We start from the raw sequence: 16,777 nt of genomic DNA on the forward strand, positions 1-16,777 counted from the left end.
CGTGATGCTTGCCCTTATATAGGTTTAACCGACTTTTAATTTAAATTTCATCACGGCACGTTCATCATCAACCGGAATCTTTTCCATGGACGCACCTAGGGCGGTTATTTTTCCCTCAAAGTTTTCGTAACCGCGTTCGATAAAGTGTATTGAATCAATAGTAGTGTAGCCTTCTGCAACAAGACCGGCAACGACGAGTGCAGCACCGGCACGAAGGTCAGGGGCAGAAATAGCCGCACCTGTAAAGCCCTCAACACCCTCGATAATGGCAACATTGCCCTCAACTTTTATTGAAGCTCCCATACGGGCAAGTTCATCAACATATTTAAAACGGTTTTCAAATATGCTTTCCGTAACCGTACTTGTACCCTCTGAAAGAGCGAGAAGAGTGGCAATCTGTGGCTGCATATCCGTAGGAAATCCAGGATATGGGAGAGTCTTTACCTGAGTGTGACCGAGACGGTGGTCGGCAGATACACGGACTGCATCATCGTATTCCTCAACGGTTGCACCGATTTCGATAAGTTTAACGGAAATTGCCTCTAAATGTTTAGGAATAACATTTTTGATAAGGACATCACCGTGAGTTGCGGCAGCAGCGACCATAAAAGTACCAGCTTCAATCTGGTCGGGAATTATAGAATACTCGCTCGAATGAAGTTTGCTCACGCCATTTATACGGATCTTGTCTGTACCGGCACCTTTGATGTCTGCACCCATACTGTTTAAGAAGTTTGCAACATCAACGATATGTGGCTCCTTTGCAGCATTTTCTATGACTGTACGGCCCTCTGCCATACATGAAGCAAGCATAATGTTTATCGTTGCACCTACTGATACAACATCGAGGAATATATGATTTCCAACGAGTGAGTCAGCAAATGTGTTTATCATGCCATGTTCAATGGTAACTGTTGCACCAAGTGCCCTAAAGCCCTTTAAATGCTGGTCAATAGGGCGACTTCCTATGTCACAGCCGCCAGGGAGAGCTACCTGTGCTTTGTTGTATTTTCCGAGTAACGCACCTAAAAGATAGTAGGATGCACGGATTTTTCTGATTGAATCATAATCTATGGTGATATTACCTATGGTACTACCGTTAATCTTGACAGTGTGAGAGTTGATACGCTGAACTGTTGCACCGATTCCCTCTATTGCCTGTAATAATACATTTATGTCACGGACATCAGGCAGATTTTCGATAGTTACTGTTTCGTCTGTCATAATAGCAGCGGCAAGAATACCTAATGCTGCATTTTTTGCACCTCCGATTGTTACCTCACCTTTGAGAGGGGTGCCACCTTTTATAATATACTGATTTTCCATTTTACACCTCATTAGAACGGATTTTTATTTATTTTTCTATCTATATTAAGTCTGTTATATTCAAGTAAATCTTTTTTTATACATATCTGTACTTTTGTAAAAATATAGCTGCCAAATACACATAAGTGTGAGCAGTATATATATGTGTTGGTAAAATGCCCTGAAAAACAGTGATTTAATCACAATAGGCAGAGTTCAACACATAAAACTATTATAGTCAAATGTACAGTTATGTCAACCTAAATTTTATTAAGAAAAGTTTAAGTCTTTGTAACAGTTCAGCACAAAAAAGATAATTGGCAATAAATAAGCTTGCTTATTTTATTGTTTATTATCTTTTTAGGTAGAACTGTTACAAAGTATTTTATTTCTTTCTGTTTTCAAAATAAACAAAAGCATCTATAGCATCAAATATATCTTTAAAGGTGTCCCTTGGTGCAACATCAATATATTTTTGTAATATTTCCTGTTCTGCCGTTCCATGATACCTGCCGTAAAATATATCGAAAAGATTATGACCGCGTACATAAATTTTTATGTTTTCAATATTGTCTTTTATGTCTTGTTTTGTCTTTATGTGTTTGCCGATGACACGCTGCATTTTTTTGACACTTGTAAGCTTATACAGATAGTCCTTATACTTTTTGAAAAGTATGTTATAAAAATCTTCTTCTGATTTTATTACTCCTATCCTTGCCATTATTTTCGGATCGAGAAAATAATTTTCAAAGGAATAATATTTTAATATAAGAACATTTTTTGGCTCTACTCTCGGCAGGTTTCCAACATCTTCTTTTGCACGCTGTGTGTAGTAACTGCACAACTGTTTTTTTAGATATTTTGGATTTTTGCCGTCGCTGTCCCTTATCATAAGGAACTGGTCTTTAAGGTAAAGTTTGTTTATATATTTAAGGTTTGCGTAAGTTTTTATATTGGTGCAACTGTTTGTCGGAATTATTGTAATCCTCTGCAACTGCCCGTTTTCGTCATAAATCTCAGAGTAATATTTTTTGAGCAGGAGAGGCAGACGGTTGCTGTCCTGTTTGCCCTCAACGATAAATACAAAACTGACATTCATAAGGTCGTTTGCCGTATATCCGAGGTCATTGAGTATCATGTCAATGTCAGTATTTTTTCTTATATCAGTATAATATTCTTCATTTAATATAACTTCCCGTATCTGTTTTGTTGAGAAGTTGAATATCAGGTTTGGTGAGTGAGTTGAGAAGATAACCTGATTTTTCTTTGAAAGGTTATATAATATTTCACTCGCCACTTTCTGAAGCTGAGGATGAAGATAAATCTCAGGGTCTTCCATAAGTATTATACATGGGAGAGTGTCTTTCTCATCAATATATGCCTCAAGTAATGAGAGTGTGTAGATGCTTTTTAGTCCCTCACCGAGTACATTGAGTGAGCCGATTATCTTTTCTCTTTCTTTATTGTAGACTTTTGTTTCTACCTTGAGGAGATTGTCGATATTTGAATTTAATTCGTAGCGTATTTCCTGTGACGGACTGCCGTTAGCACGAAAATATTCATTGACTTTATGCTCAAACGCACTGAGGTTTGTGTGGAAAAGTTTGAACTGAAGCAGGCGTATAGTCTCAAAAAGCGTCAGCTCCTCAGGTGTTTTTTTGTTGATGAGTCCTATACACTGGAAACAACGGTTACATTTCCTTTTTGGGTCAAAGGTACACTCATTGTCTTTAAGTTTCTGAAAAGATTCCTTGTCATAAAAACTAAACACATCATTTTGTAATGCATCGAGATTGCGTGTCTGGTCGATGTGGTAAATGCGTGGAAATATCTTTTCGATATAAGGATTGTGTTTGCTGAAACCGTCACTGTAGCGTGTTGCACCGTTTGGGTTATTGTGGAAAGTAAAAGATACAATTCCATTATTATAAGACGGTATCTTTTCTTTGAATTCTTCAAACCACTTTTCAAAATTATTTGCCTTGCACAAAATTCCTTTTGAATAATAATAATTAAGGTCATCTTCGGTAAACTCTATCTGCATGGAAATCTCGATGGGTTTGTTTATATCGAGAAACTCATGTTCTGATGCAGCTTTTAAGTTTGATGCCAAAAGTATAGCATCTATTATGGAGGTTTTACCTGTATTGTTCTTACCGACAAGGATAAGTGCATTTTCAATGTCGTTTATTTCAAGTTCTGATATTGATTTAAAATTTTTGATTTTTATATAAATTATTTTCATACGGCTGCCTTCTCTCTTTGTATAATAATTTTATGTTTTGAGGTACTGTTTTGTTACCGGCTATAATGTTTAAACGGTAAGTTTTGTCTTATATTTTGTAAGTGCTTTTATTTATGTTTTTTTATTCGTTTGTTTTTTACAGTTGCTTTGCTGTGTTTTATGTTTTGCTTTGCCATTACTTTTTGAGACATACTCTTTTTTTCTTTAACAATTCGTTTCTTGTCCGTGTGTGACTTTTTTTCAGCTTTTTGTGAACTCTTTGCCGCTGCCTTCTTTTTTCGGATAGAGTAGCCGAAGGTTCCAAGTTCATTTCCAAGTCCAAAATAGGAACCGTGTGAGTAGGCGAGCAGGTTTGAATCATTTAGGTGGAACGAATTGTTTTTATCCATATAACTCTCATCGACATGGACAGCGGTTACATTGGCGATAAACATATGGTGAGAGCCAAGTTCTTTTATCTCAGTCACTTTGCACTCAATGTTTACCGGGGACTCGGCAATAAGAGGACATTTTACAGTGTCGGCTTTTTCTTTTGTGAGATTACATTTGAGCCATTTATCTACATCCCTGCCGGAGCGCACACCACAAAAATCGGTGGCTTTTATAAGCTGTTCGGTTGTGAGATTTATCACAAATTCACCTGATTTTTTAATCATGTCATAGGAATATCTCTCAGGACGGACTGATATGTATGCCATCGGCGGATTAGTACATATGGTGCCTGTCCATGCAACAGTGAGGATATTTGACTCTGTTTCAATATCACCACATGAAACCATGACCGCAGGAAGCGGATATATCATGTTGCCTGGTTTAAAATTTATCTTGCTCATTCTTTTTCCTTTCTTACATCTACATATAGATATTTGCGGAACTCTTGTAATATGCTGGTCAAACGGATATTCGTAATCCGCTCTGCTGCTTGCTCATAACACTATCCAAAAGAATTTATCTGATAGTGTTACAAGTGTGCAATTATCACAGCATATAGTTAGCTTCGCAATTACCTAACCATATTATATATAGTATAACAAATCTTGTGTTCAAAAACACTATTCAAAAGAAAATAATTGTGATAGAATTGTAATAGAAATTGCGAGATATATCTAAATTGGAAAAATACTTCATGTGGAGCATGAAGCCTTATAAGATAAAAATAAAATTATTTTAATATACATAATGAAAGGCAGGGGATAAGGTATGGCAAACTATTTGGAGTTTGAGTCCATGAGTGCAGGTATGGAAAATAAGGTAAAGCAGGATCTCAAGTTTAAGACAGGCAATTTTGTATGGAAGATTAAGTTTAATGTTCCACTTGATCCTAAGACGGTAAATAATGTAAATCTTTATGTTACATCATTAAATCTTTCGCCGTTAAAGACTGCTATAAGATATAATTCACTTGAAAATGAGATAGAAATAGAGCCTATGGAGGCATACGCACAGAATGAATCTTATATTTTAAACATTACGACAAATGTAAAGTCTTTAAACGGAAAACCACTTAAAGAGCCGATACAGGTTCAGTTTAAGATTGATTAATCTGTGAAGTATTGTTAATATTAATTCAAATAATATAAAAGCAAAACAATAAAATTAAAGCGAAGCACTTATATAAGTGTTTCGCTTTAATTTTATTGTTTATTTCACTGCGGACTGATGCCCTGTATTGCAGCATTTTAGAAAGCGGCATCAGTTTACTTTAATATCGCCTTAAGTTTGAGTGCGAGGATACGATCCATATGATTAAGTGCGAGTGAACCCGGAAGACCTGATTCAAAGTTTACATATAAATATGCACCGTTTATGGCGATTCCCTCATTTAATGCAGGCATTGTTATCTTTTTTAGTCTCTTGCCAAGACGCATGGAAGTTGTTCCCGGTTTTGCCGGTTTGTAAATGTCAAGCTCATTTGTATATCCGTATGCTCTTGAAACGATAAGCTTTCCGCCGGTTGCAAAAGTGATACCCTGAACTGCAGGAGGGATGGTTACGCTTGAACGCTCTTTTAATGTTGTATTTTCTGAATTTGGATTGATAATAGTGTAACTTCTGAGTGTTCCATTTTTTGTATATTCAAAGTTACCTGTCCAAATCTGCTTCTTATAATATGTAAGGAATGAACACTTATAGTTTGTTGCAAGTGTTTTCGTATATTCAACTTCTTTGTAGGCAAGTCTTTTAGATGCCGCATAGTTTATGTCGGTAAAAGCAATACCGCTTATCTTTTGACCGTTTGTAACCCATACGGTCTTGCCGTCATAACATATGCCGCCGCCATGTGTCTTGTTTGGAAGCACGATAACCGTAAGCAGTTTTCTGTTATATTTGTTCATTACATATATTACTGATTTTTCTTCTGAGTAAGTGTCATATGCTGTTATAAGCAGATATTTTCCGGCAAATGTAATTGCCTGAGGACACATTTTTGTACTCTCAAATCCGGCAACATTTGTTGAACGGATACCGGGAATAGTTATGCATTTTTTGTAATTAGCATATTTTTTAACATAAGGAACTTTGCTCCACGCATAGCTTGAAGTCAATGCTTTCTTTGTGGAGTAGTAACTTGGTGTTGTAAGTGTTTTCTTTGTTTTTACCGGTTTTACGGTTGTTACAACAGAATTCTGACCGATAAATTTCTGACTGAATGCATTTCTATAAGCAGTTACTTTGTATTTGTAGAAAGTGCCTATAGTCATATTTTCGTAAACTTTAGATACATTTGATTTGCCCTCTAAGGTATCTATGAGTTCGTAACTGCCAGCTTTAAGCTGATAAATATAGTAACCGCTCGCACCTGTGGTGGCAGTCCATGAAAGCCTGAGTTTTCCGTAGCCGGCTTTTCCTTTTACCGTAAGTCTTGCAGGTAAAGTAGAAGTTTTTATTTCATTAGAATAGTTTAAACTTGGATGCTGTTCGGTATCTGCATATGCAAGAAGTTTATATCTGTAATTTGAGCCTGATGCAAGGGAAGTGTCTGTATATGATGTCTCAGTCGTGCTTGTGAGATATACATATGAGCCGGACCCCTTTTTTCTGTATATAATATATCCTGTGGCAGAGGTGTTTTGCTCCCAGTTAAAAGAGATGGTCGTAGCAGTGCTTTTTTCTATAGCTGCACCTGTTACGGCAGTTGGGCGTGATGCACAACGCAAAACACTGGTTAATGTACTCTCAAGTCCTGTAGTTGTGTTTACGACAGAAATCTGATATGAGCAGACAGTTCCGGGCTCCAGATTTGTGTCCGAATAAGATGTCTGTTCAGTCTGTAAAAGAAATTCTGCAGGTCCGTCATTGACACTTCTGTATATTTTGTAGTAATTACCGCTTGTATTTTCGTCCCACGAAAGGTCAATCTGTGTTTCAGTTTCCAAGTCAGCAGAAAAACCATATACGGTGTAAGGGAGCGTTGTAACGGAAATAACATCTGAGGCTTCGCCAACATTGTCCGGTGAAAGACAATATGCCTGAACATAAAAATCATAGTTTTCAGATGCTTTAAGCTGCGAAATGACGAGTGAATTGGTTGTTGCAGTTCCGGCTAAAGTATAGTCAGAAGCATTTTTTTGTTTGTAGTAAACATTGTAAAGAGCGTTGCTCATGGCATCCCAGCTCAAAGTAACCTGACCGTTATCTTCTAAAGGTGAAGTCCTATCTGTAAGTGTCAATCCGGTGACTTTTGTCACGGAAGAACTTGTGGAAAACTCTGCAGATGGAGAACTGTAAACTTTTTGACCTAAAATTGTCTTATAAAAGCTCAGATGATAAGAAATAACTGTTGCAGGTGACAAATCTGTTATATTGTAAGTGTTTTCAGTAGTTTCGATTGTAGTTGTATTGTTGTTATATGTAAGGGTGAGACTGTAACCCTCGGCATCTTCGACTGGTGTCCATTCTATAGACACGGCAGAAGTCGTGGCGGATGTGGTGTGAGATTCCGTAACTGTGCCCTCGAGGGCTGCAGGAATCGTAGGTTCCGGGGTGGCTTCAGGTGTCACATCGGTTGTGTTGTCTGATGGTGAGCCGTCTGATGATGAATTATCCGAAAATGTTTCCGAGAAAATGCTGATAAATTTATTAGGTAAGCTGTCGGCAGAGTCGGTTGATGAGGCGTGTGCCTTTATCATACGGGCTGCAAAACAGCATATTGAAAGTGCAAGTGCGGCTTCAAAAAAAATAAATATTTTCTTCTTCTTTTTCTTATTAAACATATAAAACTCCATTCTGCCCCCAAAAAGGCTTTTACCCAAATTATTATACTTAGGTGGAAAACTAAAAATACCATTAGTTAAAACACCTTACAAAAATATATATAAGTATAAAATAAAATTCAAATAATGGCAAATTTTTTCTATAAATAATAGTATAAATATGGTAAAATAAAAAAATGGCAATAATAGGTCATACATAAAAATAAAAGTTAAGGAAATATAGCAATGGGTTTAAGACAAAAAATTAAAAATAAAGTTAAAGGCGGCCTGAGACTGCATAACAGGATGCTTCTAATATATATTATAGGTGGAATGCTCCCTTTTATAGCTGCAAGTTTATATACAAATGCAAAAAACCAATCTAACATGATAAAATTAAATAAAAATACTCAGGAAAGTGAGATTGAAATACTAAAACGGCAGATTTCAGAGTCAATGACTGTGGCCGTTGATGTGTTAAATCAATTATATGTAAGTTCGGCAGTCAATGATGTTACAAGAAAAACTTACGACAGCATATCTGATTTTGAAAACGAGTGCAATGCAAGACTTGGGATTATTGACCGCTATCTGTCTTATTATAAAAGAGATATATCTGATATAAAGATATTTGTTGATAATAAGCCGATAAGTGCAAATAAGTATTTCTTTTATCTGGGTGATGCCGTAAAGACAGAGAACTGGTATAAGCCGACGATTGAAAGAAACGGAGATGTATGCTGGAATTATGGCGTTGGACGAACTACCAGACAGAAACATATCCAGGTAACAAGGGCAATGAAGGACAAATATGGAAAGATTATAGCGGTATTGTGTGTGCAGTTACAAAATGATTTTATTATAGATACCATATCAGAACGCTCTATGCATACGGTGCTTTTGTATAATGATAGTGAAATAATATACACAAATTATGCCATGGATGATGATACACCGTTTTTGGCAGAACGGCTTAAAAAAAAGAAGCAGCATGAGTATGCAGGACAGATTACGGTCGGAGTTGAAGACTATCTTCTTGTTTATAATAAGATATATCCACGGATAAAGGGATATGAGTATGAAGACCCGCCGCATTTTACAATTACAACGATAGAGAGATTTCAGGATCTTACATCAAGTATAAATATTAACAGCCTGAAAAGTTATACTGCTGTTATCGTAGGGCTTTTTGCGTCAGTTATTCTGATACTTGTGTTTTCCAAAATGTATTCAAATCGAATGGAACTTTTGCGTAAACAGATGCATTATGTTGCTATTGGAGAATATGATAAGGTTACGCCTATTGAGGGGACTGACGAGATTGCTGAACTTTATAAGGAAGTCGAAAAGATGCGGGATGACAATCGTGAACTTATGCAAAAAATTGTTGAGGAACAGGTTCAGAAAGAAAAGATTCATACGAAACAAAGAGAAGTGGAATTTAAGATGCTTGCCAGTCAGATAAATCCGCATTTCCTTTACAACACACTCGAAACAATAAGAATGAAAGCAAAAATAAACAAAGAGCCTGAAATAGAGGAACTTGTAAAGATGCTTGCAAAGATAATGAGAAGAAATATTCAGGTAAGCGACAAAAAGGTCACTCTTAAATCGGAAGTCCAGCTTATAGAATATTATTTAAAAATACAAAATTACAGGTTTGGAGACAGGATACATTCGCAGGTTATCGTTGATGATGATGTGGAACAGGATGCAAAAGTTCTTCCTCTTATAATACAGCCGTTTGTCGAAAATGCCTTTGTGCATGGTCTGGAGTCAAGTGAGGACGGTGGAAATCTTACAGTGCATGTGAGCCGTGACATGGGAGTCATCGTCGTGACAATAGAGGATGACGGTGTCGGAATGGACTATTATCAGCTTGGAAAATTGAGATATGCCATAAATTCAGGTGAGGCGGCAGAAAAAGGTCATATAGGTGTAAGCAATGTAAATCAAAGACTTAAGCTGCAATATGGAGAGCAGTTTGGAGTTACGGTAGACAGCACTCTTGGAAAAGGAACAAAAATAACAATAATGATGCCGTTTGTTTTTGGGGAGTAATGTTGCTTAAAATCAAATAATTTAACTAATTCTAGGGGTAAATATGTCAAAAAAGTATGGTTTTATTTTACGGTATTTACCCCTAGAATTATGTTAAGATATTGGAAATGTGGTGGCTACATGATTATCAGGTAAAAGTAAGGTCACCGGACAAAAAAGTATAGGAGGAAGATTTACTATGAGAAAATCTTTAAGAAAAATTTCAGCAGCAATCGCAGGATGTGCTCTCGCAATGGCACTTACGGTTGGTGCAGTTCCAAATGCAGCAAATGCGGCAGTAAAACCACAGTGCACAAAAGACGGTGAAAAAGCAGGTAAAGCAAAATTTAATCCTGATGGAACATATCATGCATACTTCGGACTTCAGCAGCAGAATACATGGATTTTCCGTGATCAGTGGTTCAGCCCTACATTAGGTGTAAAGGGAACTGACCTTGCAGGAAATGATTATGCAAGTATTCTTCAGTCAAAAGATGGAAAAGTATTAAAGAAGGACGGAACCGTTACTGATGCCGAGATTACAGGAAACGGTACTTACACTATCGGTGTAACAGGTCTTAACGGTTGTATCGACACAGACCTTGATGCAAACCCTATATCAATGATTTACGCATCAACAGATATTCCTATCAGTGCTATCAAAGACGGCACAGTTAAGATTTCAGATGTAAAGATGTCTATCGACGGCAGAGAGGCATTCTCAGGAGAGCCTTATACAAACGAGGATACAGAGCTTGTTAAACTTTACCAGTTTGACTGCACAAATACATACAAAAAGGATCAGTTTGAAAATCCTTCAATCCTTTGCCCATCTGATTCTATCCAGATTACATTTACTATAAGCGGATTTACAAATGACAATCCTAATGCAGTTGCAGCTACTCCTACACCGGCAGCAGACTCAAGTGCATCATCATCAACTTCATCAAAAAGCAGTACTGAAAGTAATGGAGGTACAAACACAACAGCAGTTGCAGTAGTTGTAGTTGTTGCAGTAGTAGTTGTCGCAGGTGTTATAGTATTCGTTAAGAAAAAGAAAAACTAATCAGAAATAAAAACATATGACCTTTAGTTAGGATTTATTATAAGGATAATAAATGTTTAAATAAAACTGCCGTATCGTGCTGATGCGGCGGTTTTTTGATGTGTATCTGCGGTGTAGGTGCTTAAAGGAAAATGTATGTATCAGTAAATATACAGGTTATTGAAATATATTAAAAATACATTCAAAAAATAAACTAATATTAAACTTGTATGAAAAATAAATGTATTTTCGGTCAATAATTTGTGGTAGTATTTTACACCCCAAATTTATATAATTAAATCAAGAAGAAGGTCAGATAAAAGATAAATGGTTATAAAAGATTTATATAGCCAAAAAGATTATCCAATCATAACTTAGGAGGTCATTATGAAAGAAGAAAAAAAGGAAAGGAGAGGCACGCTAGACTATGTTTATATAGTTCAGAGACTTGTTACTATTTTAGCCATAGTTGCAGCGTTCTTTCCGGCATTTAGTCCATCAAGAATTACAAAATTGATCGACGACACGATTTCATTGTTTACATCAGGTGTTTCATACTCAAGTCTTACAGACGGTGCGAGCAGAGCACTTCGTATGGAATGGGTTGATGAAACTGTATTTGTTGTAGTATTTATTGGTTCACTTGTATTGATGATTGGTATTTGCCTTGCGATTGCAGGGGGATGTATGTCATTAGGAAATCTCAGATTACAGAGACTTGGACTTAAGTTTTCTTTTGGCGGTTCGTTAGCTGAGATTGTCGGTGTTGTCTTTTGTTATATAAGTTACAACATGATTCAGAACAGTGAAAATGTAAAACGCGTAAAACCTGTATTCCCTAATGGAATGATTTTATATGCAGTATTTGCAATTATACTTCTTGTTACAACACTTATCCTTATGGCGGGTATGCCTAAGGCAGACAAGAATGAGAAATTTGAAATGGAATCAAAATATAAGCTTTTCCTTATGTTCCTTCCATTTGCAGCACTTGCTTTCGTATTCTGCTATTTACCACTTTGGGGCTGGAGATATGCATTCTTCGATTACAAAGCCGGTGGAACTTTATCAATGAGCAATTTTGTAGGTTTTAAGTGGTTTACATATTTATTTAAGAATGAAGCTACAAGGCGTGACCTTATAAATGTTATTAAAAATACACTTGGTCTTAGTATGTTAAATGTATTGACAAGCTGGATTCCTATGATGTTCGCTGTATTTCTCTGCGAGATTAAGAGTCTCAGATTCCGTCGTTTTGTACAGACATTTACAACAATCCCTAACTTCATAAGCTGGGTACTTGTATATGCTATAGCTATAGCTATCTTCTCTACAGATGGTTTCATCAATACATTCATGAAAGAGTTTGGAATGTTAGCACAGAATGCACAGGGTAAGAACTATCTGATGGCTGACTCACATATGTGGATTAAGATGTGGGCGTGGGGCACATGGAAAGGTGTCGGCTGGAGTGCCATTATCTATATAGCAGGTATTTCAGGTATCGACCAGAGTCTTTATGAGGCGGCGACGGTTGATGGTGCCGGAAGATTCCAGAAGATGTGGCATGTTACACTTCCGGGACTTCTGCCAACATTCTTTGTACTTTTACTTATGTCAATCGCAAACATCCTTACAAACGGTCTTGACCAGTACCTCTGCTTCACAAACGCACAGAACGCACAGTCAATCAGAGTTCTTGACCTTTATGTTTACCAGTTAGGTATGGGAAGCAGCGGAAGTATTCCGTTGTCAACGGTTGTAGGTATGTTTAAATCAGTAATATCCGTAGTATTGTTGTTTGTTGCCAATGGAGCATCTAAGCTGCTTCGTGGTGAGAGTATCATATAGGAGGTGAGTACGATATGGCAAAGACAAAACAGGAAAAAGAAGATGCTAAGAGAGAAAGAGAGTATGAAAAGAAGCATAAAAGAAAATATCGTCTTACACCTGGTGATATAGTATTTTATATTTTTAACTATTTGTTCTTTACTTTGTTTACAATTACTTGTATATTCCCATTCTGGTATCTGTTTGTAAATACAGTATCAAGAAATGATTATGTTCAGAGAGGTATCGTAAACTTCTGGCCAAAGGGATTTAATATTCAAAATTACCTTGCACTTAAAGAGGTTAGTGACCTTGGTTCAGCATTTATTATATCAGTATCAAGAACACTTATTGGTACTGCACTTATGGTAATTGCATCGGCGTTTATAGGTTATCTCGTTACTAAACAGGAAATGTGGCACAGAAGTTTCTGGTATCGTTTCCTTGTTATTACAATGTATTTTAATGCAGGTCTTATTCCATGGTACATGAACTTTGCAATGCTCGGTATGACAAATCATTACTCAGCATATATTATACCTGCTATTGTGGCTCCGTATAATATCATTCTGGTAAAGACATACATAGAGTCGATTCCGGCGGAACTTGAGGAAAGTGCATTTATTGATGGTGCTTCATATATGATGGTATTTAGGAAACTTATATGGCCTCTTAGTAAACCAATCCTTGCGACAATCGCAATTTTCGGTGCGGTAGGTCATTGGAACTCATTCCAGGATTCTTTAATACTTATGAGTGATTCAAAACTCTTTACATTGCAGCACAGACTTTACATTTACCTGAACCAGTCATCAAATCTCGGCACATTGATGGACGGTGCAGATTCATCTACAGCTAAGAATGCAATGGAACAGGCTATGAATTCAAAGGTTATTAAGTACACTATCTCAATGGTATCAGTTATTCCTATCCTTTGCGTATATCCGTTTATGCAGAGATACTTCGAGAAAGGTATCATGCTCGGTGCAGTCAAGGGTTGATGCTGTAATGTATTGCAATTTGGTTCAAGATTTGATAATCTGATTATAGTTTTTATAAATGGGTGATTGTGTAAACAGTCACCCATTAAAAAATTTACAGTCAGATAGTGGGGATAGTGTGAAAAATCCATATATGCAAGATTTTTCGCACACAAGATTTGTGTCTGCGCACACTTGACACAAACTTAATATGCACAAAAAACGTGTGCAGAAATGAGGGATAATATTTATATGTTCAAAAATGGTTTCTTTGAAAGCCCGTTATACAAATTTGGCACAAGACTTGTGGATGTGCTCGAACTCAATTTTTTATGGCTCTTTTGCAGTCTGCCGTTATTGCTGGCACTTGCTTTTCCTAAGTGGCTCGGATTGTTCTGGATACCATGTGGTATCATAGGAGCGTTTACCATGGGAGCTGCATCGGTGGCGGCATTTTCGATTACGCTTAAAATGGTGGATGACGAGGAGGGTTATATATTTAAACCTTTCTTTAAAGAGTTTAAAGCGAGTTTCTTCAAGGGTGGAATAGCAGGCATGATACAGACATTTGCAGTATATGCACTGTATCTTGATTTCCAGCTTTTTAATAATGTCAAAGATTCAAATATAATGTTTCTTATAGTCTTTATACTGGGGCTGATATTATTATTTACGCATTATGTTTATGCGTATGCACTTATGGGAAGATATGAGAATACCGTTATAAATACGCTTAGAAATTCATTTACGATTTCTCTCAGATATTTTAAGAAAACGATACTTATATTTTTGGTTGTTGCATTTGAAATCCTGTTGTTTGTATGGTCGGGTACAACAGAGTTTATTGGACTTATTATTGGACCGGTATGTATAATGTTTACGATAAGCGGAATGGCAAAACCGATATTCCTCCGGATTGAAAAAGATAACAGCGGTTCTGATGATGAGGAAGAAGAAACAGAAGAGGATGTAGATGTATCTGAATATGAGACTATAGATTATGAAAAACTTGCTCAGAGAGCAAAAAAGAACGAATAAACTATATGTAAACAAAAAATGTAGAAATAATAATATAAAGTTTCAAAAAAAGTGAGGGTAATAAAAGTGCTTAAAAATATTGCACATTTGCCCTTGAAAATGTAAAATATATACATAAGACAAATGAATTTGTGTTGTGTTGTGCACAAATTTATATGAGATTTATTATACAACACAGAAAAGAGGAAAATTATGAGAAAAGGTGCATTTAGTAAAAAAATGCTTTCTGTATTGCTTGCAGGCAGTATGGTTGTAGGTTCTGCATCAGTGCTTTCCGGATGTGGTACTAAAAAGAAAAACGGCGTCGTTAAATTAGATGTTTACAGCCAGTTGGCTAACACACAGGGTATGCAGACAGGATGGGGAGCAGATGTGCTTAAAGAAAAGTTCAATGTTGAGCTTAATATTATTCCTGATGCAGATGGTGTTTACCAGACACGTGCCCAGAAAGGTGACCTTGGAGACATCGTTATCTGGGGAAGTGATTCAAAGGATTATGTAGATGCTGTTAAGAACAACCTTCTCCTCGACTGGAACGAAGATGATCTTCTTACAGACTGCGGACCATATATTAAGAAGCATATGTCAGATGCTCTTAAGAAGAACAGTGGTCTTACAAAGACAATTACAGATGGCGAAAGAGATACTACTTATGGTATTGGACACAGTATCGCAACAAGCAGTAAGGATCATGATGCATTCTTCTATACATGGGATACTCGTTGGGATTTATATAAGAAGATGGGTTACCCGAAGGTTAAAAATCTTGATGAATTCAAGAATATGCTTATTAAGATGCACGAAATTTGTCCTAAGGATGATAACGGAAATCCTACATATGCCGTTTCACTCTGGTCTGACTGGGATGACGGAATGGTTATGTATGTTAAGTCTACAGTTACAGCTTACTATGGTTATGATGAGATGGGTATCGGATTATATGACCCTCAGACAGGTAAGTTCCATGACGCACTTGAGGATAACGGACCATACCTCCAGATGCTTAAGTTCTACAATGACTTATATCGTGCAGGTCTTGTAGATCCTGATTCGATGACACAGACATACGACCAGATGAGTGCTAAGGTTAAGAGTGGTGGTGTATTATTCTCAATCTTCAACTACTCAGGCTCACTTGGATTTAACACAGACGCACATCTTAAAGCCGGAAAATATATGTACTGTATGAAACCTGAGGAAGCTAAGCCTATCGTTTATGGTATGAATACACAGGGTGGTGACCGAGTTACAACAATCGGTGCTAAGACAGAGTACCCTGACTTATGTATGGAAATTATCAACTACTTTGCAACTCCGGAAGGTCGTATGATATATCAGTATGGTCCTAAGGGTGAAACATGGAATTACGATAAGGATGGTAATACATACTTTACAGAGCTTGGTAAAAAGACTCATGCCGATGGTAAGACAAAGATGGAGAAGCATAAGGGATCATTCCAGGATGGAAGTATCCAGGCAGCATTCTCTACATGGGCTAACGATGCAGAGAACCCTGATTCAAACGGTGAAACATACAACAGTGATAACTGGAAATCTAATGTTAAGACTCCTGAGTACAAGATTCAGCAGGATTGGGTTGACAAGACAGGATGTAAGAACCTTAACGAGTACATGGAAAAGGGTGGAAACTATGTAGTTGCACCTGCAACATCTTATTCAGCAAGTGCTAAGGATGATGAGTTAAAGACAACATGGGCACAGGTTACAACATCTATCAAAGAGAACTCTTGGAAAGCGATTTATGCTAAGACAGATGCTGAGTACAACAAGTGTGTTCAGAAGATGAAGAAAGATACAGCAGCATATGGTTACGATAAGTGCCTTAAGTGGTGTGAGAACGAAGCTGCAACTCGTCGTTCATTAGAAAAAGCATTGAGTAACTAGAAAAATTTAAAGTTAAACCTTATATGGATATTTATCCTCTCCGTCATAACAGGCGGAGGGGATTTTTGTGTTGGTGAAGATGGATAAATAGTCTTAAGGATAATTGCTTAAAAATATTGAAATTTTGTGCAGTTTGTTATAAAATAAGGGCTAAAGAATGAAGTTGTTTAGATGAAATGCATTATTATAAGCACGA

The 16,777-nt window shown here is 36.8% G+C and carries 11 protein-coding genes; 7 read left to right on the forward strand and 4 right to left on the reverse strand.

The window, feature by feature from the left end; translation table 11 throughout:
• Positions 1-24 precede the first annotated feature (24 nt).
• The 3 genes from DW721_RS15030 to DW721_RS15040 form a co-directional block, all read right to left on the reverse strand.
• Positions 25-1,326, reverse strand: coding sequence for a UDP-N-acetylglucosamine 1-carboxyvinyltransferase (locus DW721_RS15030; protein WP_022015474.1), 1,302 nt, complete (start codon positions 1,324-1,326; stop codon positions 25-27).
• A 364-nt stretch (positions 1,327-1,690) separates the two neighbouring features.
• Positions 1,691-3,550, reverse strand: a complete 1,860-nt coding sequence (locus DW721_RS15035; RefSeq protein ID WP_118746216.1) for an AAA family ATPase — start codon at positions 3,548-3,550, stop codon at positions 1,691-1,693.
• Positions 3,551-3,657: 107 nt separating this feature from the next.
• Positions 3,658-4,383, reverse strand: a complete 726-nt coding sequence (locus DW721_RS15040) for a flavin reductase family protein (RefSeq protein WP_118746217.1) — start codon at positions 4,381-4,383, stop codon at positions 3,658-3,660.
• Between the two features lie 367 nt (positions 4,384-4,750).
• On the opposite strand from DW721_RS15040, the gene DW721_RS15045 reads away from it, so the two are divergent.
• Positions 4,751-5,092 carry an Ig-like domain-containing protein gene (locus DW721_RS15045; RefSeq protein WP_022015471.1) on the forward strand — a complete coding sequence of 114 codons (342 nt, stop codon included), beginning with the start codon at positions 4,751-4,753 and terminating at the stop codon, positions 5,090-5,092.
• 155 nt (positions 5,093-5,247) lie between these two features.
• Here DW721_RS15045 and DW721_RS15050 read toward each other — a convergent pair whose 3' ends face one another.
• The gene (locus DW721_RS15050; protein ID WP_147355420.1) at positions 5,248-7,764 is read right to left on the reverse strand and encodes a hypothetical protein; all 2,517 of its coding nucleotides are present in this window, start codon (positions 7,762-7,764) and stop codon (positions 5,248-5,250) included.
• 312 nt (positions 7,765-8,076) lie between these two features.
• Between DW721_RS15050 and DW721_RS15055 the strand changes: the two genes are divergently transcribed.
• From DW721_RS15055 to DW721_RS15080, 6 genes are all read left to right on the forward strand, one after another.
• A complete protein-coding gene (locus DW721_RS15055) occupies positions 8,077-9,804 on the forward strand; it encodes a sensor histidine kinase (protein ID WP_182436349.1) in 1,728 nt (575 codons plus the stop codon).
• A gap of 178 nt (positions 9,805-9,982) precedes the next feature.
• On the forward strand, positions 9,983-10,849 hold the full coding sequence (locus DW721_RS15060) for a hypothetical protein (RefSeq protein WP_118746220.1): 867 nt from the start codon (positions 9,983-9,985) through the stop codon (positions 10,847-10,849).
• A gap of 366 nt (positions 10,850-11,215) precedes the next feature.
• Complete coding sequence (locus tag DW721_RS15065) at positions 11,216-12,679, forward strand: ABC transporter permease subunit (RefSeq protein WP_118746221.1); 1,464 nt, start codon at positions 11,216-11,218, stop codon at positions 12,677-12,679.
• Positions 12,680-12,693: 14 nt separating this feature from the next.
• The gene (locus DW721_RS15070) at positions 12,694-13,659 is read left to right on the forward strand and encodes a carbohydrate ABC transporter permease (RefSeq protein ID WP_118746222.1); all 966 of its coding nucleotides are present in this window, start codon (positions 12,694-12,696) and stop codon (positions 13,657-13,659) included.
• A gap of 231 nt (positions 13,660-13,890) precedes the next feature.
• The gene (locus tag DW721_RS15075; protein ID WP_182436350.1) at positions 13,891-14,676 is read left to right on the forward strand and encodes a DUF624 domain-containing protein; all 786 of its coding nucleotides are present in this window, start codon (positions 13,891-13,893) and stop codon (positions 14,674-14,676) included.
• A gap of 192 nt (positions 14,677-14,868) precedes the next feature.
• Positions 14,869-16,581: a carbohydrate ABC transporter substrate-binding protein gene (locus DW721_RS15080; RefSeq protein WP_022013246.1), complete on the forward strand. Its 1,713-nt coding sequence runs from the start codon at positions 14,869-14,871 to the stop codon at positions 16,579-16,581.
• Positions 16,582-16,777 lie beyond the last annotated feature (196 nt).

The organism is Clostridium sp. AM27-31LB (assembly GCF_003480745.1).
GTDB lineage: Bacteria > Bacillota > Clostridia > Lachnospirales > Lachnospiraceae > Butyribacter > Butyribacter intestini.